Source organism: Mesorhizobium sp. B2-8-1 (assembly GCF_006440955.1).
Classification (GTDB): Bacteria; Pseudomonadota; Alphaproteobacteria; order Rhizobiales; family Rhizobiaceae; genus Mesorhizobium.
On sequence record NZ_VFTX01000012.1, the window covers coordinates 87,328 to 108,718 of the forward strand.

The 21,391-nt window shown below is 62.7% G+C and carries 18 protein-coding genes; 9 read left to right on the forward strand and 9 right to left on the reverse strand.

Features of this window, described 5'->3' with window-relative positions; genetic code table 11:
* Window positions 1–240: 240 nt before the first annotated feature.
* On the reverse strand, window positions 241–2,118 hold the full coding sequence (gene mutL, locus FJ428_RS26170; protein ID WP_140880517.1) for a DNA mismatch repair endonuclease MutL: 1,878 nt from the start codon (window positions 2,116–2,118) through the stop codon (window positions 241–243).
* A gap of 67 nt (window positions 2,119–2,185) precedes the next feature.
* Window positions 2,186–3,088 (reverse strand): LysR substrate-binding domain-containing protein, encoded by a 903-nt coding sequence (locus FJ428_RS26175; RefSeq protein WP_140557078.1) that lies wholly within the window; start codon window positions 3,086–3,088, stop codon window positions 2,186–2,188.
* 92 nt (window positions 3,089–3,180) lie between these two features.
* Between FJ428_RS26175 and FJ428_RS26180 the strand changes: the two genes are divergently transcribed.
* From FJ428_RS26180 to FJ428_RS26200, 5 genes are all read left to right on the forward strand, one after another.
* Window positions 3,181–4,728 (forward strand): trimethylamine methyltransferase family protein, encoded by a 1,548-nt coding sequence (locus FJ428_RS26180; RefSeq protein ID WP_140515574.1) that lies wholly within the window; start codon window positions 3,181–3,183, stop codon window positions 4,726–4,728.
* Between the two features lie 39 nt (window positions 4,729–4,767).
* The gene (locus FJ428_RS26185) at window positions 4,768–6,417 is read left to right on the forward strand and encodes an ABC transporter substrate-binding protein (protein WP_140631470.1); all 1,650 of its coding nucleotides are present in this window, start codon (window positions 4,768–4,770) and stop codon (window positions 6,415–6,417) included.
* A 115-nt stretch (window positions 6,418–6,532) separates the two neighbouring features.
* On the forward strand, window positions 6,533–8,515 hold the full coding sequence (locus FJ428_RS26190; RefSeq protein WP_140880480.1) for an FAD-dependent oxidoreductase: 1,983 nt from the start codon (window positions 6,533–6,535) through the stop codon (window positions 8,513–8,515).
* A 140-nt stretch (window positions 8,516–8,655) separates the two neighbouring features.
* On the forward strand, window positions 8,656–9,135 hold the full coding sequence (locus tag FJ428_RS26195; RefSeq protein WP_140565146.1) for a DUF3828 domain-containing protein: 480 nt from the start codon (window positions 8,656–8,658) through the stop codon (window positions 9,133–9,135).
* A 4-nt stretch (window positions 9,136–9,139) separates the two neighbouring features.
* On the forward strand, window positions 9,140–9,745 hold the full coding sequence (locus FJ428_RS26200) for a hypothetical protein (RefSeq protein ID WP_140656180.1): 606 nt from the start codon (window positions 9,140–9,142) through the stop codon (window positions 9,743–9,745).
* Between the two features lie 9 nt (window positions 9,746–9,754).
* Here the strand turns inward: FJ428_RS26200 and queF are convergent, their stop codons facing one another.
* Entirely contained in the window at window positions 9,755–10,216 is a 462-nt protein-coding gene (queF, locus tag FJ428_RS26205; RefSeq protein WP_140515582.1) for a preQ(1) synthase, read from the reverse strand.
* A 141-nt stretch (window positions 10,217–10,357) separates the two neighbouring features.
* On the opposite strand from queF, the gene FJ428_RS26210 reads away from it, so the two are divergent.
* Entirely contained in the window at window positions 10,358–12,403 is a 2,046-nt protein-coding gene (locus FJ428_RS26210) for an NADH:flavin oxidoreductase (protein WP_140880481.1), read from the forward strand.
* Window positions 12,404–12,531: 128 nt separating this feature from the next.
* Here FJ428_RS26210 and FJ428_RS26215 read toward each other — a convergent pair whose 3' ends face one another.
* Window positions 12,532–12,939 (reverse strand): hypothetical protein, encoded by a 408-nt coding sequence (locus FJ428_RS26215; RefSeq protein WP_140521694.1) that lies wholly within the window; start codon window positions 12,937–12,939, stop codon window positions 12,532–12,534.
* Between the two features lie 116 nt (window positions 12,940–13,055).
* Here FJ428_RS26215 and FJ428_RS26220 point away from each other — a divergent pair, with 116 nt between their 5' ends.
* Window positions 13,056–13,484, forward strand: coding sequence for a MarR family winged helix-turn-helix transcriptional regulator (locus FJ428_RS26220; protein ID WP_140494184.1), 429 nt, complete (start codon window positions 13,056–13,058; stop codon window positions 13,482–13,484).
* Between the two features lie 67 nt (window positions 13,485–13,551).
* Here the strand turns inward: FJ428_RS26220 and FJ428_RS26225 are convergent, their stop codons facing one another.
* Together FJ428_RS26225 and FJ428_RS26230 are read right to left on the reverse strand one after the other, a co-directional pair.
* Entirely contained in the window at window positions 13,552–14,286 is a 735-nt protein-coding gene (locus FJ428_RS26225; RefSeq protein WP_140685765.1) for a polysaccharide deacetylase family protein, read from the reverse strand.
* Between the two features lie 72 nt (window positions 14,287–14,358).
* Window positions 14,359–16,431: an EAL domain-containing protein gene (locus FJ428_RS26230; RefSeq protein ID WP_140494180.1), complete on the reverse strand. Its 2,073-nt coding sequence runs from the start codon at window positions 16,429–16,431 to the stop codon at window positions 14,359–14,361.
* A 307-nt stretch (window positions 16,432–16,738) separates the two neighbouring features.
* Here FJ428_RS26230 and FJ428_RS26235 point away from each other — a divergent pair, with 307 nt between their 5' ends.
* On the forward strand, window positions 16,739–17,926 hold the full coding sequence (locus FJ428_RS26235) for a glycine C-acetyltransferase (protein ID WP_140521700.1): 1,188 nt from the start codon (window positions 16,739–16,741) through the stop codon (window positions 17,924–17,926).
* Window positions 17,927–17,978: 52 nt separating this feature from the next.
* Window positions 17,979–19,013 (forward strand): L-threonine 3-dehydrogenase, encoded by a 1,035-nt coding sequence (gene tdh / locus FJ428_RS26240; protein WP_140494176.1) that lies wholly within the window; start codon window positions 17,979–17,981, stop codon window positions 19,011–19,013.
* Between the two features lie 39 nt (window positions 19,014–19,052).
* Here the strand turns inward: tdh and FJ428_RS26245 are convergent, their stop codons facing one another.
* The 3 genes from FJ428_RS26245 to FJ428_RS26255 are packed head-to-tail and all read right to left on the reverse strand — an operon-like array spanning window position 19,053 to window position 21,290.
* Window positions 19,053–19,700, reverse strand: coding sequence for a CDP-alcohol phosphatidyltransferase family protein (locus FJ428_RS26245; protein WP_181167398.1), 648 nt, complete (start codon window positions 19,698–19,700; stop codon window positions 19,053–19,055).
* 4 nt (window positions 19,701–19,704) lie between these two features.
* Window positions 19,705–20,655 (reverse strand): phosphatidate cytidylyltransferase, encoded by a 951-nt coding sequence (locus FJ428_RS26250; protein WP_140624624.1) that lies wholly within the window; start codon window positions 20,653–20,655, stop codon window positions 19,705–19,707.
* A complete protein-coding gene (locus FJ428_RS26255) occupies window positions 20,652–21,290 on the reverse strand; it encodes a lysophospholipid acyltransferase family protein (protein WP_140624625.1) in 639 nt (212 codons plus the stop codon). The genes FJ428_RS26250 and FJ428_RS26255 overlap by 4 nt, the downstream gene beginning before the upstream one ends.
* Between the last annotated feature and the right edge of the window lie 101 nt (window positions 21,291–21,391).

Here is a 21,391-nt window from a genome sequence, read left to right on the forward strand (position 1 = left end):
GAGTTGGGGTCACTTCTTGATTCGAAAAGAGCCGCTTGGAAGCGGCTCTTTTCGGACCCCCGCCCGGACCTTCGGTCCGACCTCCCCACAAGGGGGAGGTAGGGAACTCCGCTTTTCCGCGTCCTCATAAAAGTGCTTTCCTGTAGATGGGCAGGGCGCTTCCTCACCCTCCCCCTTGTGGGGAGGGTCGCTGCGAAGCAGCGGGGTGGGGGCTGCACCGGCAAACCTCGCAGGCAGCCTTCACCGCCGCCCGAACAGCCTCTCGATGTCCGCCAGCTTGAGTTCGATATAGGTCGGGCGACCGTGGTTGCAGGTGCCGGAGCCGGGCGTGGCCTCCATCTGGCGCAGCAGCGCGTTCATCTCCTCGGCCTTGAGCAGGCGGCCGGAACGCACCGAACCATGGCAGGCCATGGTCGCCGCGATTTTGTCCAGCCTTTCCTTCAGCGTGTCGACGGTGTCGTTGTCGGCGATCTCGTCGGCGAGGTCGCGCACCAATTGCTGGACGTTGGTCTCGCCCAGCATCGACGGTGTCTCGCGCACGGCCACGGCGCCCGGCCCGAAACGCTCGATGCCGAGCCCGAAGCGGGCGAGCGTTTCGGAATGCGTGGCGAGCCGTTCGGCATCCTCTTCAGGCAGGTCGACGATCTCCGGCAGAAGCAGCATCTGCGACGGCACGGCGCGCGCGTGCAGCGCGTTCTTCAACGCCTCGTAGACCAGCCGCTCATGCGCGGCATGCTGGTCGACGATGACAAGTGAGTCCCTGGTCTGGGCGACGATGTAGTTCTCATGCACCTGCGCGCGTGCCGCACCGAGCACCGTGCCAAGCAGCGTCTCCGCCGCTTCGCCCTGTCCTGCCCGGGCGTCGGCGCTGGCGATCGGGCCGGCATCGAACGCCGCCTGCTCGTTTTCGCCGAACCCGCCGTTTCGTTCGAATCCTGAACCCTGGAACTCCATGTCGAGTGGTCGTTGCGGCGAGCGTGCGTGGTCGAAACCGGCAGAACCCGAGGCGCGGTAGGCCGCTTCGTAGCTGCGGTGACCATTGGCCGGGCCGCCATGGGCGTATGACGCCGCTCCCGGCCGGAACGCCGCCATCATGCCGGCGGCACCGGAAGTGGCGGCGCGGATGCCGGCTTCGGCAAGCGCCTGACGGATGGCGCCGACGATCAGCCCGCGCACCAGGCCGGGGTCGCGGAAGCGGACATCGGCCTTGGCTGGGTGGACATTGACGTCGACGATCGCCGGGTCGAGTGTCAGGAAAAGCACCGTGACCGCATGGCGGTCGCGTGGCAGGACGTCGGCGAAGGCGCCTCTGATAGCGCCGGCGATCAGCTTGTCGCGCACTGGCCGGCCATTGACATAGGCATATTGCTGCAGCGCGTTTGCGCGGGTGAAGGACGGGATCGATACATGGCCGGTCAGATGCACGCCTTCGCGCATCGCATCGATGGCAATGGAATTGTCGGGAAACTCGGCCCCCATCACCTGGGCGATGCGGCGCAGGCGTCCGTCCGCGCTGTCATCGGTCGCCGGCAATTCAAGCCTCGAGCGGTCGGAACCGCTGAGCGTGAAGCGAACGGTCGGAAAGGCGATCGCGATGCGCTTGACCACGTCGCTGGTCGCCGAGCTTTCGGCGCGCTCGCCTTTCATGAATTTCAGCCTTGCCGGGGTGGCGAAGAAAAGGTCGCGCACCTCCACGGTGGTGCCGCGATTGGCCGCCGCCGGCCTGACGGGCGAGATCCTGCCGCCCTCGATGCCGATCTCGGCGGCGCTGTCGCTTGCCGCCGTGCGCGAGCGGATCGACAGCCGCGACACCGAGCCGATCGACGGCAGCGCCTCGCCGCGAAAGCCGAGCGAGCGGATGTCGTGGATGTCTTCGGCAAGCTTGGAGGTGCAATGGCGTGCGATCGCCAGCGAAAGCTCCTGTTCGGGGATGCCGAAGCCGTCATCGGTGACACGGATCAGGTTCAACCCGCCGCCTGATGTGACGACCTCGACCTTTCCCGCACCGGCATCAAGCGCGTTCTCGACCAGTTCCTTCACCACGCTTGCCGGACGCTCGATGACTTCGCCGGCGGCGATCTGGTTGATCATCGTTTCGGAAAGCTGGCGTATGGGCATGGTGACAGTATAGGCGGATTCGTGCCGAGCGGGCGAGGGTGAAGTACGGTGAAAACAGTGAACGACCTCACGCTTGCGCTGCCAGCCAATCCCGTACCTTGCGGGCATTCTCGCTAAGCTCCCGGTTCCTCGGCCAGATGACATAGAACGCCTTGCCGGTCTTGAGCACATGGTCCGTCACCGGCACCAACAGTCCCGTCGCGAGCATCCGCTCGGCAAGGTGGCGCCAGCCGAGCGCGATGCCTTGCCCTTCCATGACGCCCTGGATTACCAGCCCGTAATCGTTGATGCGCAGGCCGCGCGCGGTATCGCCGAGACGGGCGCCGGCCGATTCGAACCACTCATTCCAGCTCGCCGCCTCCCGATAGGGCTCCTCAAGATGGATGAGACGGTGCGTGGCCAGTTCCGCGACCGATTTGGGCAGGCCGAACTTCGCCGCGTAGCTGGTGCCGGCGACGGGAAAGATCTCTTCGTCGGCAAGCGGCAGCGAATGATAGTCCTGCCAGTCCCTCGGTTCGCCGCCGCGCACGGCAAGCGGGATCCCCTCTGCGATGATGTCGAGGTCGCGGTCGGCGGTCTGGATGCGCAGATCAATGCCCGGCAGTTCGTCGCGGAACTGCTGCAGCCGCGGCATCATCCAGAAGGAGCCGAACGCAGTCGAGGCGGCAAGCGTCACGTGGCCTCCGGTCGCCTGCAGGCGCAGATCCTCCGCCGACTTTCGGATGTGGGACAGGCCCAGCGAAACGTCGGCGTGGAAACGCTCGCCGGCCTCCGTCAGGCTGACCTGCCGGTGACGGCGCTGGAACAGCTTGGCGCCGAGCTGTTCCTCCAGCCCGCGCACCGCGTAGGAAACGGCGGCCTGGGTCATGCCGAGCTCTCGCCCCGCGGCGGTGAAGCTCGACAGGCGGCCCGCCGCCTCGAAGACGATCAGGCTGCCGGCCGAGGGCAGGAGGTGGCGCAGGTTTCGCATAAGCAGAGCTTATACAAGAGATCAGGATTTTCCAGCGTCACATTCCTGTTTTGTGCGTCTAGGCTGCGAGGTATAAGAGGAATGGAGTTGCCATGAACGCACCGGCCGCTGTGACCGAACACGCCAATCGTCGAGCCGGCGGCCGCCTGGGGCGCAAGGCGCTGCGGGGAGCTCCGGTAACGTCGTTTCCGACACTGGTCCGCCAAATCCCCGTCTATCAGATGGTGCCGGACGAGGCAGTGGAACTCATACACCAGGAATCGCTCGCCATCCTGGAGGACGTCGGATGCGAGTTCCGCGACGATGAGGCCATCGAAATGTGGAAGGCCGCCGGCGCGGACGTCTCCGAGACAAGAGTGCGGATCGACCGCGCCTTGCTGATGGAGCTCGTCTCGAAGGTGCCGTCGGAGTTCACGCTCAACGCGCGCAACCCTGAGCGTACGGTGCGCGTGGGCGGAAAGAATTCCATCTTCGTGCCGATGTATGGCGCGCCTTATGTGCGTGACCTCGACAATGTCAGGCGCTACGGCACGCTCGCCGACCTCAACAATTTCCACAAGCTCGCCTACATGGCGCCGGCCCTGCATTCCTCGAGCTCGATCATCTGCGAGCCGATGGAAATAGCGGTGCCCAAGCGTCACCTCCACATCATCCATTCGGCGCTGAAGCATTCCGACAAGCCGTTCATGGGCATCGTGACGTCGAAGGATCGGGCGGAAGACACGATGGCGATGGCGGGCATCGTGTTCGGTGAGGATTACGTGCGCGACAACCCTGTGCTGGTGTCGATCACCAACTGCAATTCACCGCTGGTATGGGATGCCACCATGCTGGATGCGATGAAGGTCTATGCCCGTCACAATCAGCCGCTGATCCTGGCGCCCTTCGCGCTCTGCGGCGCCTCGACCTCGGCCTCGGCCGTGGGCGCGGTGGCGCAGGTCAATGCCGAGGCGCTTGCCGGTGTAGCGTTCACCCAGCTCCTGCGTCCCGGCTCGCCTCAAATCTACGGCCAGTTTATGGTCACGGTCGACATGAAGACCGGCGCTCCGATGGGCGGCACGCCGGAGGCCGCGCAGATGATGTATCTGATGGGCGCGCTGGCGCGGAAATACGGGCTGCCGTGGCGCACGTCCGGCTTCCATGTCGGCTCGAAGCTGAACGATGCCCAGGCCGGCTACGAGGCGAACATGCTCATGCATGCCGCCATCCTTGCCGGAGCCAACTACATCTGGCACTCGGCCGGATGGCTCGAGGCGGGTCTCACCTGCGGCTATTCGAAGTTCGCGACCGATTGCGAACAGCTCGTCGGCTGGTACAAATATGCCGGCGGGCTGCCGTTCGACGATTTCAAGGAAGCGATGGCCGCCATCCGCGAGGTGGGGCCGCAGGGCCATTTTCTCGGCACCCAGCACACGCTTGAGCATTTCGAGCGGGCCTTCTTCATGCCCAGCATCATGGATTTCAATTCCTATGAACAGTGGAAGGCCGAAGGGGCGAAGGACCACGACACGCGCGGCCGGGAGAAAGCGCGTAACATGCTGGCCGATTATGAGGAGCCGAAGCTCGATGTGGGCATCGCCGACGGTCTCAGGGATTTTATCGCGCTGCGCGAGGAGAAATTGCCGGACAGCGTTAGCTGACGGGACGAAGATCTGACGGGAACCACAAGGGAGGAAAAAATGACGCTTTTCAAAAGCAATGGTGATCGTGTTCCAAGCGCCATAGAGGAGATGGCCAACGAGGCGCGTGCGGGTCGGTTCGATCGGCGCGAATTCCTGGCGTTGGCAAGCGCCTTCGGGGCATCGACGGCTCTGGCCTATGGCATGATCGGCCTTGCCGCGCCGACGAACGCCTTGGCCGAGGAGCCGAAGAAGGGCGGAACGCTGCGTGTCTCGATGTCGGTGAAGGCGCAGAAGGATCCGCGCACCTATGACTGGGTTGAGCTTGCCAACATCTCGCGCACCTGGCTGGAGCCGCTTGTGCGCTATACCAGGCAGTTCACCTTCGAGCCGGTGCTGCTCGAAAGCTGGGACATCAACGACGACGCCACCGAATATACGCTGCATGTGCGCAAGGGCGTCACCTGGAACAATGGCGATGTCTTCAACGCCGATGATGTGGTGCACAATCTGACGCGCTGGTGCGAGAAGGGCGTCGCCGGCAACTCCATGGCCGCGCGTGTCGGCGCGCTGATCGACGCCAAGACCGGCAAGGCGAGGGACGGCGCGATCACCAAGGTCGACGACAACACGGTCAAGCTGAAGCTCTCCGAGCCCGACATTTCGCTGATCCCGAACTTCACCGACTATCCGGCGCTCGTCGTCCACCGCAATTTCGATGCCGATGGCGCCGATCCGATCAAGAAGCCGATCGGCACCGGACCCTTCGAGCTGGTCTCTTACGATGTTGGCCAGAAGGCTGTCGTCAAGCGCCGCGAGAACGGCAAATGGTGGGGCGGCGAAGCTCCGCTCGACGGCGTCGAATTCATCGACTACGGCACCGACTTCAACGCCACGGTGAATGCCTTCGATTCCGGCGAAATCGACCTCAATTTCGAGTCGCCCGCCGATTTTATCGACATCCTCGACAAGATGGGGCTGGAGAAATCGGAGGTGGCGACCGCGACCACCCTGGTTGCGCGCACCAACGTCACGCACAAACCCTACGACGACAAGCGTGTTCGCAACGCGCTCCAGATGGCGGTCGACAACAACGCGGTGCTGCAGCTTGGCTACAGCGGTCGCGGCACGGTCGGCGAAAACCACCATGTCAGCCCCATCCATCCGGAGTATTACCCGCTGCCCAAGAAGGAGCGTGATGCCGCTGGCGCCAAGAAGCTGATGGCGGAGGCGGGTCAGGCCGACTTCGAGCATGAGCTGATCACCATCGAGGACGATTGGCAGAAGAACACCGGCGATGCCATCGCGGGCCAGCTGCGCGAGGCCGGAATCAAGGTGAAACGGACGGTGCTGCCGGGCTCGACGTTCTGGAACGACTGGACGAAATATCCCTATTCGATGACGATCTGGTACATGCGCCCGCTCGGCGTCCAGGTGCTGGCGCTCGGCTATCGCACCGGCGAGGCCTGGAATGAATCGGCGTATTCGAATCCCGATTTCGACGCCAAGCTCAAGCAGGCGCTATCGCTGATCGACGTCGCCAAGCGCAAGGAGGTGATGAAGGATGTCGAGCAGATCCTGCAGGATTCCGGCGTCATCATCCAGCCGTTCTGGCAGAAGCTCTACAGTCATACGAGCAAGAAGGTGAAGAACTACGGCGTCCACCAGACTTTTGAAATGGACCTCCAGAACGTCTGGCTGGACGCCTAGCTGCAATGGTTGGCGAATGCCGGCACCCTTTCAGGTGCCGGCTGTCCGGCAAATCGATTATGGCTGCGGGCGCTGGCGCTCGGGTGCTGCCGCTAAGGCTTTTGAGGAGCGGTACATGTCTGGGCAGGTCTTCAACCGGTTGTTCACGCCGATTGCTCTGCGCGGCAAGACCTTACGCAACAGGATCGTGTTCGGAGCCCATACCGCGAACATGGCAGTAGAGGGACTGCCGACAGAACGGCATGTCGGCTATTATGCCGAACGCGCTATCGGCGGCGCGGGCATGATCGTCGTCGAGCCGATGCCGGTGCACCGGGCCGCGGTTCTTACCCGCGGCAACTTCCGTCCTTCCGACGAGAGCGTGATCCCCCATTTCCGCAAAGTGACGGAAGCGATCCGCGGCAACGGCGCCGTCGCCATCCAGCAGCTCTATCATGTCGGTCAGCACGCGGACGCGGACAACTCGTTCCATGCCGGCTGGTCCCCTTCCGGACTGCCGAGTTATCACGACTCTGACGGTTCGCATCGAATGTCCGAAGCCGAGATCGAAGAAACGATCGACGGTTTCGTGCAGGCGGCGCGCCGTTGCCGCGAGGCCGGTTTCGACGGCGTCGAGGTCTGGGCGGCGTATCATTCGATGCTGGACCAGTTCTGGACGCCCTGGTCGAATCGCCGCGACGACCGGTGGGGCGGCAGCCTTCAAAATCGCACCCGGATGAGCCGTGAGGTGATGAGCAGAATTCGCCGGGAATGCGGCGATGATTTCATCATCGGCCTTGCGGTCAACGACGAACCGGAAGTCGAAGTGGCGCTGAAGCGCGAAGCATTGGCCGAGATAATCGACCTCCATGACCGCGATTCTTTGATGGATTATGTGACTTGTGGAACGGGCTCCTACTTCGATTTCTACAAAATCATCCCGACCTTTGTTTATCCGGAAAAGCTCGGCGCCGACCTAGCGTCCGTGCTCAAATCCACCGTGCGCCACGCGTTGGTCACCGCCGAGAGTCACATCCGTACGCCGCAGAATGCCGAAAGTGTGCTGAGCGAAGGCCACGCTGATCTGGTTTCCATCGTGCGGGGGCAGATCGCCGATCCGCACCTGGCTGCAAAGGCCGCCGCCGGACGGCCGGAAGACATTCGCGGTTGCCTGTCCTGCAACCAGATGTGCTGGGGCCGACGCAGCCGCGACTACTGGATCAGCTGCGTCATCAATCCTTCAGCGGGGCGGGAATGGGAATGGGGCGGAGATCGCTTTGCCCCGGCTAGCCAACCCAAGCGCGTACTGGTCGTCGGCGGCGGTCCCGCCGGCCTCGAAGCGGCGCGTGTAGCAGCCGAACGCGGTCACCGTGTCACGCTGGCCGAGGCTTCCGACCGTCTTGGGGGGCAGTTCCGCCTTGCGGGGCTGCAACCGCGCCGCGCCCAGATTCTGGATCTGATCGACTGGTACCAGCGCCAGCTCAGCCAGCTTCAGGTCGACGTCCGGTACGGACAATATGTCGAGGCGGAGGATGTCGAGCGCGAAGGCGCGGACCACGTCATCATCGCAACCGGCTCGATGCCGTCAGACGGCGCTTTCCAACGGGCATTGCCGCAGTGGGAAAGCATCCCGGGCGGCGGGCTGGTTCTCTCGGCCGAAGCCGTGATGGCCCGTGAGGCGAGACCAGGCAAAAATGTTATCTTGCTCGACGATGGCGGCAATTGGAAAGGGTGCGGCACCGCCTGGAAACTCGCCGAGGACGGTCACAATGTGACGCTTGTGACACCTGACGCCCTGGTTGGCAAAGAGCTTCAGCGAATGGCCGTCGACGCGCCGCTGCGCCGCGCACTCGTCAGGCTGCGGGTGCGGTTTCTGACCGAGAGCGCCATCGTTCATTGGGACGGCAAGGCGGCCAGGGTCGCTTCCCTGCTCGACGGAACCGAGCAGGACGTCGAAGCCGATGCGCTGGTCTTCGCCACGACGAATATGGCAGCCGACATGCTTTCCGTCGAACTCGACAGGCGCAAAATTGCCCACACGTCGATTGGTGATTGCACCGCCTCAAGGCAGGCGGCTTTTGCCATCCATGATGGCCGCAAGGTGGCGCTTGGTCTCTGATCGCAGTCTTGGCACGCACGACTGTCGGATGACCTGCATCGGCCGCGACGCGGCCGCGGGCTTCATGAGCCGCAAAAAAGCCGATATGCAGGATGCGTGCTACTGGATTGCGCCAAGCCATCAAAAGCCGGAGATTCTGCATGAGACTGACAGTGCTCCTTGCCGCCCTTGCGACGGCCTTTCCCGCTGTCGCCCTGGCCGGTCCGGCGTCGGACGCCGTGAAGTTCTTCTATGTTCCGGATGTCAAGTTCGAGGCCGACGCAAAATACCGGGATCGCTTCACCGAGCCGGTGACGAGACTGTTCGACCTCAACGATCAGGCAACGAGGAAGAATCCGGACCAGGTCGCCTGCATCGATTTCGATCCGGGCCTCGATGCGCAGGATTTCGACCAGAAGACCGTCTCCAAGACCCTGAAAGTGTCCGAGATGGTGGATGGCGATACTGCCCAGGTGGTGGCGAGCTTCAGCCTCTTTCCGGAAGGAGACGATGCACAACGCGAAATGCATTGGTCGCTGAAGAAGATCGACGGCAAGTGGAGGATATCGGACATCGCATCGAAGACCAGCGACTGGACGCTGAGCCAGCTCGAATGCCTGGCGGGCCAAGATCCGGAGTGATCCGATGGCCCGCCGCCGGTTTCTGGCGCTGTCGGCCGTGTGCATGATGGCGGCGGACTTGGGTGGCGCCGCCGCGCAGGGGCTGCTCGGCGCGCCGCCGGCAAACGCTCCGGCGGCCACCGCGCCCGACGACAACGGGTCGCCGCCAGCGCCTGCACCTCGCGCAGCCGCCGAGCCGGCAACACCACCGGCTGCCTCGCCGAGCGAACCTGCCGCCCCAATTCAGCCGGGCTCGCCGACAGCGGTGGTCCGGCCATTCTACGACCAGGTCGGCTTGGAGGTCGATCCGTCGCAGCGCCGCCATTTCGTCGATCCGGCGAAAACGGTGCTCGACAAGAGCGATGCGCTGCGCAAATCCGGGCAGGGCGAGTGCCTCGACCCCAACATGGCGCTCGACAATGCCGACTATGACAAGGGCGAGATCGACAAGAGCCTGAAGACGCTCGAGGCGATCAATGGCGACCAGGCCAAGGTCATCGTCGCCTTCGTCGTCGCCGGCAACCCGCACCGCCTTGAGTGGAAGTTCAAAAGGGTCGACGGCGAATGGAAGATATCGGACCTGCTATCGGTGACCGGCGAATGGGCGCTCAGCCAGTACCAATGCGAATGATGGTTCGAGCTAGCCTCGCCCGCGATAGGGCGCCACTCCGGTCTCGGGCAGCCAGGCGCCTTCCGGCGGCGCGCCCGTCTGCCAGAACACGTCGATCGGAATGCCGCCGCGTGGATACCAATAGCCGCCGATGCGCAACCATAGCGGGCTCGTTGCCGCCACGATGCGGCGGCCGATCATGACGGTGCAATCCTCATGGAAAGCACCATGATTGCGAAACGAGGTCATGAACAGCTTGAGCGACTTCGATTCCACCAGAGCAGCGTCGGGTGCGTAGTCGATGACGATGTGGGCGAAATCAGGCTGGCCGGTGACCGGGCACAGCGAGGTGAATTCCGGGCAGGTGAAGCGCACGATGGCCGGCGGGCCGTCGCCGCGCGAAAACGGCACGGTTTCCAGGACCGCCGCTTCCGGGCTCTGTGGCGTCTCGACATGCGCGCCGAGCTGGGTGAGGGTTTTGGTATCGATCATGGACGGCTCCTTGTCTGCCTGTCGCCGGAAGCACGCTTCCATGGCGGTCGGCGCGAACGAAGATTGGAATAAACGCCGCAATCCACTCAGGGGCGGCGCATCTGGCCGCTCAATAACACAATTTGAAACCGCAGGAAGACGATGACCAGCAACGATCCGCTTCTCCAGCCCTATCAGCTCAAGCATCTGACGTTGAAGAACCGGGTGATGTCGACCAGCCACGAGCCTGCCTATTCGGAAGACGGCATGCCCAAGGCGCGGTACCGGCTCTACCACACGGAGAAGGCCAAGGGCGGCATGGCGCTGACAATGACCGCCGGCTCGGCCATCGTTTCACGCGACAGCCCGGCCGCTTTCGGCAATTTGCATCTCTATGATGACGGGATCGTGCCATGGCTCGCGGAACTGACCGACGCCTGCCACGAGCATGACTGCAAGGTGATGATCCAGATCACCCATCTCGGCCGTCGAACCGGTTGGAACAAGGCCGACTGGCTGCCCGTCCTGTCGGCTTCGCCGGTGCGGGAGCCGGCGCATCGCGCCTTTCCCAAGACCATCGAGGATTGGGATATCGAACGCATCGTTTCCGACTATGCTTCCGCGGCCCAGCGCTGCCAGGCCGCCGGTCTCGACGGCATCGAATTCGAGGCTTACGGCCATCTGATGGACGGCTTCTGGTCTCCGTCCACCAACCATCGGGAGGACGAGTTCGGCGGCTCGCTCGACAACCGGCTGCGGTTCACCGACATGGTGCTCGACGCCGTGCGGGCGGCCGTCGGCGAAAAATTCGTCGTCGGCATACGCATGGTCGCCGACGAGGATTTTTCGCAAGGCCTGTCGAAAGAGGAGGGCGTCGAGATCGCCAGGCGGCTTGCCTCATCAGGCAAGGTCGATTTCCTCAACATCATCCGGGGCTCGATCGAGACCGACGCGGCACTGACCAAGGTCATTCCGGTGACCGGCATGCGCTCATCGCCGCATCTCGACTTCGCCGGCGAGGTGAGGGCGGCGACGAAATTCCCGACCTTCCACGCGGCGCGAATTTCCGACGTCGCAACTGCGCGCCACGCCATCGCCGCCGGCAAGCTCGACATGGTCGGCATGACCCGCGCCCACATCGCCGATCCGCACATCGTCCGCAAAGTGATGGAAGGGCGCGAGCACGAAATCCGCCCGTGTGTCGGAGCCACCTACTGCCTCGACCGCATCTACGAAGGCGGCGAGGCGCTCTGCGTCCACAATGCGGCGACCGGCCGCGAGGCGGACATTCCGCATATCATCACCAAGGCCGAGGGACCAAAGCGAAAAGTCGTCGTCATCGGCGCTGGTGCAGGCGGACTGGAAATAGCGCGCGTGGCCGCGGAGCGCGGCCATCAGGTGACGGTGCTGGAGGCATCGGGCCAGGCCGGCGGGCAGGTCAGGCTGGCGACGCAGAACCCGCGCCGCAAGGAATTGATCGGCATCGTCGACTGGCGGTTGGCCGAACTCGACCGGCTCGGCGTCGAGATCCGCTACGACAGTTGGGCCGAGAAGGACGACGTTCTGGCGTTGTCGCCCGATGTCGTGGTGATCGCCACCGGCGGACTGCCGCAGAATCCGCCGCTGATGGCGGGCGACACTCTTGTCACATCGAGCTGGGACATCATGGCTGGCAGCGTCAAGCCGGCTGAAAACGTGCTGCTCTATGACGACAATGGCGGCCATCAGGGAATGGGCGCTGCGGAACTCGTCGCGGCCGCCGGTTCGAAGCTGGAACTGGTTTCGCCGGAGCGATTCTTCGCGCCGGAAATGGGCGGCATGAACCACGTACCCTACATGCGCGCCTTCCAGGAGAAGGGGGTCACCATCACTATCAACACAAGGCTGCGCTCGGTGCGCCGCGAGGGCAATCAACTGGTTGCCGAGCTTGCCTCCGATTTCGCCGACGGCTGGCGCGGCGAGCGGCGGGTCGACCAGGTGGTGGTCGAGCATGGCACGGCGCCGCTAGACGACCTTTATCTCTCGCTGAAGCCATTGGCGACGAACGGCGGCGCCATAGACTATGAGCGGCTGGTGAGTGGCGGCGACATTTTTCCCGAGCGCAATCCGCAAGGATCTTTCGTGCTGTTCCGCATCGGCGATGCCGTCGCCTCGCGCAACATCCACGCCGCCATCTATGACGGCATCCGGTTCGGGCTAAGGATTTGAAAGGCTGCTGTCGCTAACAATTTCGAGGAGGCGCGCAACGGAACCTCCGCAAGGAGAGCCATCTGCTGCCTTGGTTCGTTGCGCGCCGCGTACGCCGCCTGCTTGCGCCGGCACCGTACGATCCGTGATCAGAACATTCTGGCGGTGGCCATGCAGAGCACGGTGAGAACCAGCAGCCAGGCGGCGATTCGCTCGCCTTGGGCCATCTTCGCGCGCAGGGCAGGTTCGGTGGCCGCGTCGGCGCCAGCAAGCTGCGTGCTGGTGCGGCGGACCATGGTGCTGAGCACTCCAGCCGCGGCGAAAGCGGCAACGATGCCGAGGGCCAGCACCATTTCCATCGAGCCGAAATAGGCACCATGGAAAAAATACCAGAGCAGCGCACCGGTGAGAAACACCATGCCGGCCGCGCCCATTTGCGGTCCAATGAAGCGTTCAGCCCGGATCTCGGGGTCGCGCGCCAGCGTGATGGTGGTGCCGGCCCAGAACACCCCCGCCATGACGTGAAGACCGATGGTGATGATGTAGACATATTGCATACTAGCTCTCCTCTCTTGCCCGCCGTCGTCCAAATAGTTAGACATCTAACTGTTAGATGTCAATGTATAAATGAGTGCCAGTTCCATCCGTGGAAAACACCGTCTAGTGTCTTGCCATGACGCCCTTTGAACGCCCGCCGGTCGGCATGAATCTCGGCCGCACCGCCAAGCTTGTTGCACAGGCCTTCGACACCGCTTTGGTTGAAGCCGGCGGCACATTGCCCGTCTGGCTTACTCTGCTGTCGGTCAAATCGAGCAAGCTTGCCAACCAGCGTGAGCTTGCCGGAATGATCGGCATACAGGGAGCGACGCTCACCCATCATCTAAACGCGATGGAGGCGCAAGGATTGCTGACGCGCCGCCGCGATCCCGTCAACCGCCGGGTCCATCTGGTCGAATTGACAGAGGCCGGAGAAGCGATGTTCGAGACACTGCGCAAGGCGGCGCTTGCCTTCGACAAGCGGCTGCGCGTGGGCCTGTCAGACGACAGGCTGGCGGAGTTTGCGCAAGTGCTGGCGACCTTGCGGGCCAACGTGGAAAGCTGACGATGTCCAAGGCGCGCCGCGTGAATCTCTTCGACACTACGCGCTGTAGGAAAGCCGGATCACCGCCTCAGTCGTCATAACTCTGGATTGTCCCAAAGGCATAGCCGCGCTGCTTCAGCGCGGTAATCAGCATGGCCAGTTTCGTCTTGCCGTCGAAGCCGTCCTGGAACATCTCGTCATGCATGAGCAGGATCATCTTTCCGTGCTTGACGAAGCGGCCATAGCCGAACAGGTGATCGATCTCGCTGACCAGGTGGTCGACGCTCTGCACCGGCTTGCCTGTGTCGTCATGCACCCACTCATGGTCCCAGCCATAGAGATAGAAGCCGGAAGCGGCGACGAATTCGTAGTCCGGCTCCTCCCGGCCTTCCTGCGCAAGGCCGAGCGAGGTGTCGTTCTTCGACATTGAGGGCAGTCTGAACACGTCGCGCCCAGGCAGCCTCGCATGAACCGCCGGAGCGAGCCCGAGCACGGCGTTGGCCCGCAGCATGTCTGCCACCACGCCTTCCGTATCGGCATAGAAATGTTGGTAGCGGTTGTTGGCGTGGCTGTAGCTGTGATTTCCGACCGTCACCAGCGGCAGAGCTTTTGCGCGTCTGACTAATGCCTTGTTGCCCGCGCTCGCCTGCGCATGCATGCCGACCATGAACAACGTCGCCGGCACCTGCTGCGCTTCCAGCACGTCGAGGATGTTGCTGGTGCCGTTCAGCGGTCCGTCATCGAAAGTCAGATAGATGGTGCGATCCGCTGCATAAGCGGGAAATGCGGCGAGCATGGTCAGCAAAGCAAGCAGAAGCGGCATCGGGACTACCCGTTTGCGATCGTCACAGGGCGCCATTTCGGTGATGAGTTGTCAAGCGCGGGTGAGGGCTGCCTACGCCAGGCTTCCCTGCAGCACCGTTAGCCTAGCCTTCTTCGGCATGCGGGCGCTCAGCCAGTCACGGGCTTTGTCCTGCGGCATCGGGAAGGCGATGGAGTAGCCCTGCACCTGGTCGCATCCGATGGCCATCAGTGAATCGAGTTCGGCTTCGGTCTCGGCGCCCTCCGCGACGATCGAGATACCAAGGCCGCGCGCGAGCTCGGTGATGGCGCGCACGATCTTGGAGTTGTCACCGTTCTCATGGATGTTCTGGACGAAGCGGCGATCGATCTTCAGCCGGTCGATCTCGTTGGGATTGACGTGGCTGAGCGACGCGTAGCCAGTGCCGAAATCGTCGAGCTCAAGATGGACGCCGGCGGCCCTGATATGGCGTAGCTTTGCCGCGATGCCTGTCTTCTCGTCATCGAGAATGACGGATTCGACGATTTCCAGCGACAGTTTCTGCGGCGGCAGGCCGGCCTTCTCAAGCGTCTCGAACAGGAAAGCATCGAAGTCGTGCTCGCGCAATTCGGTTCCGGATACGTTGACCGCAAGTCGTCCGAAAGCAATGCCGTCGCGGTTCCATTCGGCGGCTTCGTTGATCGCCTTGCTGATGACGATGCGGCCGATATCAGGCATGAAACCGCATTTCTCGGCGACGGGAATGAATTCGCCAGGCGAGATCATGCCGCGCTCGGCATGGTTCCAGCGCACCAGCGCCTCGATGCCACTGATCGTGCCGTCGCTCAGTGAAACCTGCGGCTGGAAATAGACCTGGAATGCCTGCTGTGAAATGGCAACCTTGATGTCGTGCTCGAGTTGCTTGCGATAATCGAGTTCGCGACGCAATTCCTCGGAGAAGAACGAGAAATTGCCGCCGCCCATCTTCTTGGCGGAGTAAAGCGCCAGATCGGCGTGAACCAGCAGGTCCTGGGCGTTGTCGGCGTCGATCGGATAGACGGCGATGCCGCCGCTGGCGCCCGGTAGAATGGTCGTGCCCTGGAAGACGATCGGCTCGTTGATGTGCGCAAGAATGCGCCGTGCCAGCATGTTGATGTCTTCGCTGCCGCCGGCGCCGTTGAGGATCATCACGAACTCGTCGCCACCGAGGCGCACGCACAGATCCGACGCCCGACAGGAATCGCGCATGCGCTGGGCCGTGATGACCAGCACATAGTCGCCGGCGGCGTGGCCGAGCGTGTCGTTGATCTGCTTGAACCGGTCGAGATCAAGCTGCACCACCGCAAGACGTTCGCGCCGACGATGCGCGCTCTTGATCAGCGTGTCGAAATGGTCGGTCAGGAATGTGCGGTTGTGCAGACCTGTCAGCCCGTCATGAACGGCGATGAAGGCCATCGAATTGCGCGCATCGACGAGTTCGCGCGTCTTGCGCAGGATCGCGTTTGACATGGGCCGGAAGATGAACAGCGCCACCAGAACGATGACGCCGATCGTGGCGTAAAACAGCGTGCGGTGCAGATCGAGCATCTTTTCGGATCGTTCGTCGGCGAAAGCGCTGATGCGCTGGCCCAGCGCCGAATAGCCCGACAATGTTGCGTTGGCGACCGAGGCGTCGAGGGTGACGCGTTCGTAACCGCCCTTGTAGCCTCCATTGTCGCCGAGTGCGAGTTGGGACGAGAAGGCCGATACCAGGCGTTCGCCATTGGCGACCAGCCCGACGGAAAAATAGTCGAGATGAAAAGGCTTGCCGAAAAGGACGTTCTCGATCGTCTTCGGATCGAGCCTGGCCGGCGACTTTGGATCGGCGGCCGTCTGCTTGAGCAGCAGGTCATAGTTGGTTTCGAACTCCGCCGTCGCCTGCTTGAGCGCGTTGACGAGCGCCGGCTGCTTGTCGCGCGAAGCAGCACCGGTCGCACCGGCGAGGAAGACGATGCGCTGCGACAGCGTCTTTTGCGTGCTGACGATATCGAGCAGCGTATGGTTGTGCCGTTGGGTGGCCATCACCTGCTGCAGCAGGATGAAGGAAGCCACCACCATGGCGGCGATGATCAGCAGCGCCAGCCAGTAACCAGCCTTGATCAGCAGTATGAGCTTGCCTGAAACGGTTTGCACCGGCTGCTGCGACATCTTGGGGGGCGGCCCTCTCGCCAACGGATTCCTGTATGAGCATCATTGAACTGCAAACATTAACAGGACTGGAAATCGACAGCTGGCCGACAAGGGGAAAGGCTTAAAGATCGCGAAATGGTTATCGGCCTCTTTCGCGGCCGGTCCGCATTTGAACATTCGCCGGCCCCACGTGATCCGGATCGTCTCTCGAGCCATGCCTGCGGCATCCGTTCGACATTACCCAGCCACCTGATCCGGTCGCTTTTGCGGTGGATTTTTTGTGCGTGCGGGACGACAGTCGGCCCACGTCAAACGAGGCACGATCATGACCGCAGCATTTCTCTCCCATATCGACGGTGAACTTGAGGGGCTCAGATCGGCCGGACTGTACAAGTCCGAGCGGGTGATTTCCTCCACGCAGTCGGCTGAGATCGATGTCGGCGGCGAGAAGGTGCTGAATTTCTGCGCCAACAACTATCTCGGCCTCGCCGACAGCCCCGACCTGCGCGAGGCGGCAAAGCACGCGCTCGACCGCTACGGCTACGGCATGGCTTCGGTGCGTTTCATCTGCGGCACGCAGGAGGAGCACAAGCAGTTGGAAGCGACGATATCGTCCTTCCTCGGGATGGACGACACCATCCTCTACGGCTCCTGCTTCGATGCCAATGGTGGACTGTTCGAGACGCTTCTGGGCGAGGAGGACGCCATCATCTCCGATGCGCTGAACCACGCCTCCATCATCGACGGGGTCAGGCTGTCCAAGACCAAGCGCTTCCGCTACGCGAACAACGATATGGCGGATCTCGAGGCGCGGCTGAAGGAGGCGAAGGATTGCCGGTTCCGGCTGATCGCCACCGACGGCGTGTTCTCGATGGATGGCATCATCGCCAATCTCGCGGGTGTGTGCGATCTGGCCGAAAAATACGATGCCATGGTCATGGTCGACGACAGTCACGCGGTCGGCTTCGTCGGCAGGAACGGCCGCGGCTCGGCTGAGCATTGCGGCGTCGAGGGCAGGGTCGACATCATCACCGGTACGCTCGGCAAGGCGCTGGGCGGCGCTTCCGGCGGCTACACGTCCGGCAAGAAACAGGTGGTCGACTGGCTGCGCCAGCGCTCGCGGCCCTATCTGTTTTCCAACACGCTGATGCCGGCGATCGCCGGCGCCTCGATCAGAGTGTTCGACATGATCCGCAATGGCGATGCCCTGCGCGAGCGCCTATATGCCAATGCGGAACGGTTTCGGACACAGATGGGGAAGCTCGGCTTCACGCTGGCAGGCGCCGGCCATCCGATCATCCCGGTCATGCTGGGCGATGCCAGCTTGGCGCAGGAGATGGCGGCGCGCATGCTGCAACGCGGCATCTATGTCATCGGCTTCTCCTTCCCGGTGGTGCCCAAGGGCCAGGCGCGCATCCGCACGCAGATGTCGGCTGCGCATTCCAGCGCCGACATTGATCGGGCGGTCGAGGCTTTCGGTGCGGTTGGCAAGGAACTAGGTGTGATTTCCTGAGCGACCGGCGCCGCAAACCGCTTCCGGATCAAGAGATTCAAGGGACAAAAGAATGTCGAACATGATGAAGGCGCTGGTGAAGGCCAAGGCCGAGCCGGGCATCTGGATGGAAGAGGTGCCGGTGCCGGAAATCGGCCCCAACGACGTCCTGATCAAGGTGAAGAAGACCGCGATTTGCGGCACCGACGTCCACATCTACAATTGGGACCAGTGGGCGCAGAAGACGGTGCCCGTGCCGATGGTGACCGGCCATGAATTCGTCGGCACCGTCGCGGATTTCGGCGCCGCGGTCACCGAATACAAGGTCGGCCAACGCGTGTCGGGCGAAGGCCACATCGTCTGCGGACATTGCCGCAACTGCCGCGCGGGCAGGGGGCATCTGTGCCGCAACACGCTCGGCGTCGGCGTCAATCGCCCGGGCGCCTTCGGCGAGTACCTGGCGATCCCACAGCACAATGTCGTGCCGATCCCCGACGATGTGCCGGACGAGATCGCCGCGATCTTCGATCCCCTGGGCAATGCGGTTCACACCGCATTGTCATTCGATCTGGTCGGCGAGGACGTGCTGGTCACCGGCGCCGGACCGATCGGCATCATGGGCGCGCTGGTGGCGCAATGCGTCGGCGCCAGGAAGGTCGTTATCACCGATATCAATCCGGTTCGGCTGGATCTTGCGCGCAAGCTTGGCGTCCAGCACGTCGTCGACGCCTCCAAGGAAAAACTGAGCGACGTGATGCCGGCGCTCGGCATGACGGAGGGTTTTGATGTCGGCCTGGAAATGTCGGGGGCAGCCCCCGCCTTCCGCGACATGATCGACACCATGAACAATGGCGGCAAGATCGCCATCCTCGGCATTGCGCCGACCGGGTTCGAGATCGACTGGAACAAGGTCATCTTCAAGATGCTGCATCTCAAGGGCATCTATGGCCGCGAGATGTTCGAGACCTGGTACAAGATGATCGCGCTGGTCCAGGGCCCGCTCGACGTCTCAGGCCTGATCACGCACCGCATCGGCATCGATGATTTCCAGGTTGGATTCGACGCGATGCGCAGCGGCAGTTCGGGCAAGGTGGTGATGGACTGGTAATCGATGCGCCGGGAGTCTCAGGCTTCGAGGCAGGCGATGCTAGGGTCGCCTGGTTTTCAGCCATCGCACCTGTCGCCAGGCGCGCCGCAACGCAGTTGCGGCGGCGCCGATGGCAATGGCGGCGAGCGCAAGCGTCAAGACTTCGTTGTGGCCATTCCAAAGGAATTCTCCGGTAGATAGCAGTGCCGCGACGGTTGCTACTGCCATGCGATGTGGCTTGGCCATCGGTCCGGTGAAATCACTCGGCGTCTCGTTGGCCCGCCCCAATTCCCGCACATAGGCGGTGAGAACCGAAAAACAGGCCGCTGCCCAGCCAAGGCCAGGCATGCCGATGCCGTAACCTATGCCGGCCATGATGGCGATATCGGCGAGCCTGTCCGGGAACTCGTTCCAGAACGGCCCGTCGGCCGACGCCTTGCCGCCCTCGACGGCGACCATGCCATCGAACAGATTGCACAGCAGCCGCAGTTGGCAAAACAGCGCCGCGCCCAGCAACAGCAGCAAACGAGAAGTGCCGCCGCTCTGCCCGCCAAGCCAGAAGGCCGTGCCTGCCAGCGCGCCGGCGAGGATACTGGCCTGCGAAATCTGGTTGGGGGTCACGGAGAGTGCGGCGAGACGTCTGGCCGTCGCTTGTGCCCAGCGCGTGTCGCGGCTTGCAAGTGGTCTGCGATCGCCCGTGTTCATCACTGCCTCATCCCGGTGACCAGAAATAACGAGTGAGATGGAAGAAGATCGGAGCGGAGAAAACCACCGAATCCAGCCGATCTATCAGGCCGCCATGGCCGTCGATCAGATGGCCCCAATCCTTCACGCCGCGGTCACGTTTGATGGCGGACATCACAAGGCCGCCGAAAAAACCCATCAGCGTGATCAGGAAGGCCATCGCGCCCGCCTGAAGCGGAGAGAACGGCGTGATCCACCACAGGCCAGCGCCGATGAGGCTGGCGCTTGCAACGCCGCCGAGGAAACCTTCAAGCGTCTTGGACGGCGAAAGCTTTGGTGCGATCTTCGTATGCCCGATCGCCTTTCCCCAGATGTATTGCAGTACGTCGCTCAATTGCACGACGATGACAAGGAAGGCTATCAGAAGCACATTGCGACCCTCGTAGCCGGGAATATGCAACGTCAGAAGAGCCGGGACGTGGGAGGCGCAGAAAACGCAGATCATCAGCGCCCATTGCACCTCGGCAATTCGAACGAGGAAGTGCTGGGTGTCGCCCCGTATGGCCGAGATGATGGGCATCAACAGGAAGGCGTAGACCGGGATGAAAACAGAAAAGATCTCGTAGTCCTCGATCCAGAGCAGCACATACTGTACCGGCAGCACGACGAAAAACGCCGTGGCCAGCGCCCAGTGGTCGGCACGCCGGGTATTGGTCAGCGTCACGAATTCGCGAAGTGCCGCGAAGGAACAGAAGCCGAAGAGAAGCAGGACGCCGATCCGCCCGGCGATGAATGCTATGGCGATGAGGATCGCCATTACCCACCAGGCATTGATACGGGCGTTGAGGTTCTCGATGGCTGGGTTGGAGCCTTCCGGCGACAGCCGTCGCTCCAGGATATGCCCCACGAAAGAGGCCACGAGCAGGATCCCGCAGACGCCGAGCACGAGAACCATCATATCGAATTGGGTTGAGCTCATTCCGCTGCCTTTTTCGGTGCCAGCGCCAGCAGCGCCCCACGTGCCCGCTCGAGGAACATATCCTTGCTCTCGCCGTCAGCCAGGTGCATTGCCTCGCCGAACGTCACGGTGCAGATCAGCGGGATAGGCACGAATTCCCCTTTCGGCATCACCCGGTTGAGATTGGCGATCCATACCGGCACCAACTCGAAATCCGGGTGCGATGCCGCCAAATGGAACAGCCCGGACTTGAATGGCTGCAAGGACGCGTCGGATTGGTTGCGCGTGCCTTCCGGGAAGAGAATGAGCGAAGAGCCTTCCCTCATCGCCTCTCCCATGCTTTCGACAGGATCCAGCGTGCGTCCATCGCGATTGCGCTCGATCAGGACGGCATTGAAAACGTCACGGCCGATGAAGGCTCGGACTTTTGATTTCAGCCAGTAGTCGGCACCCGCTACGGGACGCACCCGCCGCCGCAGGCGCGGCGGCAGAACAGCCCAGATCAAGATGAAATCGCCATGGCTGGAATGATTGGCAAAGAAGATCGAGCGACGCCGAGGCAATCTGCCTTCATGCCAAAACGGCCGCACAGCGGTGATGGCTCTGGCAAACAGCAAGACGACCACGGCCACCGGCCTCGCGAGCAGCGACTTCATTCTTCCCCCAATTCGCCCGTCGATGATCACTGGCTGACATACAGCACTGAAAATCCGCCACCGAGCAAGCAGCGATCGAAAATGACCGCCAGACAGTCTCT

Bases quoted from the DNA above. Each gene is read 5' to 3' on its own strand.
- FJ428_RS26200 (WP_140656180.1), top strand. From the start codon at position 9,140: ATGGCCCGCCGCCGGTTTCTGGCGCTGTCGGCCGTGTGCATGATGGCG.
- FJ428_RS26225 (WP_140685765.1), bottom strand. From the start codon at position 14,286: ATGCCGCTTCTGCTTGCTTTGCTGACCATGCTCGCCGCATTTCCCGCT.
- FJ428_RS26190 (WP_140880480.1), top strand. From the start codon at position 6,533: ATGTCTGGGCAGGTCTTCAACCGGTTGTTCACGCCGATTGCTCTGCGC.
- FJ428_RS26195 (WP_140565146.1), top strand. From the start codon at position 8,656: ATGAGACTGACAGTGCTCCTTGCCGCCCTTGCGACGGCCTTTCCCGCT.
- queF (WP_140515582.1), bottom strand. From the start codon at position 10,216: ATGATCGATACCAAAACCCTCACCCAGCTCGGCGCGCATGTCGAGACG.
- FJ428_RS26210 (WP_140880481.1), top strand. From the start codon at position 10,358: ATGACCAGCAACGATCCGCTTCTCCAGCCCTATCAGCTCAAGCATCTG.
- FJ428_RS26230 (WP_140494180.1), bottom strand. From the start codon at position 16,431: ATGTCGCAGCAGCCGGTGCAAACCGTTTCAGGCAAGCTCATACTGCTG.
- FJ428_RS26250 (WP_140624624.1), bottom strand. From the start codon at position 20,655: ATGAGCTCAACCCAATTCGATATGATGGTTCTCGTGCTCGGCGTCTGC.
- tdh (WP_140494176.1), top strand. From the start codon at position 17,979: ATGTCGAACATGATGAAGGCGCTGGTGAAGGCCAAGGCCGAGCCGGGC.
- FJ428_RS26255 (WP_140624625.1), bottom strand. From the start codon at position 21,290: ATGAAGTCGCTGCTCGCGAGGCCGGTGGCCGTGGTCGTCTTGCTGTTT.
- FJ428_RS26220 (WP_140494184.1), top strand. From the start codon at position 13,056: ATGACGCCCTTTGAACGCCCGCCGGTCGGCATGAATCTCGGCCGCACC.
- FJ428_RS26235 (WP_140521700.1), top strand. From the start codon at position 16,739: ATGACCGCAGCATTTCTCTCCCATATCGACGGTGAACTTGAGGGGCTC.
- mutL (WP_140880517.1), bottom strand. From the start codon at position 2,118: ATGCCCATACGCCAGCTTTCCGAAACGATGATCAACCAGATCGCCGCC.
- FJ428_RS26215 (WP_140521694.1), bottom strand. From the start codon at position 12,939: ATGCAATATGTCTACATCATCACCATCGGTCTTCACGTCATGGCGGGG.
- FJ428_RS26175 (WP_140557078.1), bottom strand. From the start codon at position 3,088: ATGCGAAACCTGCGCCACCTCCTGCCCTCGGCCGGCAGCCTGATCGTC.
- FJ428_RS26180 (WP_140515574.1), top strand. From the start codon at position 3,181: ATGAACGCACCGGCCGCTGTGACCGAACACGCCAATCGTCGAGCCGGC.
- FJ428_RS26185 (WP_140631470.1), top strand. From the start codon at position 4,768: ATGACGCTTTTCAAAAGCAATGGTGATCGTGTTCCAAGCGCCATAGAG.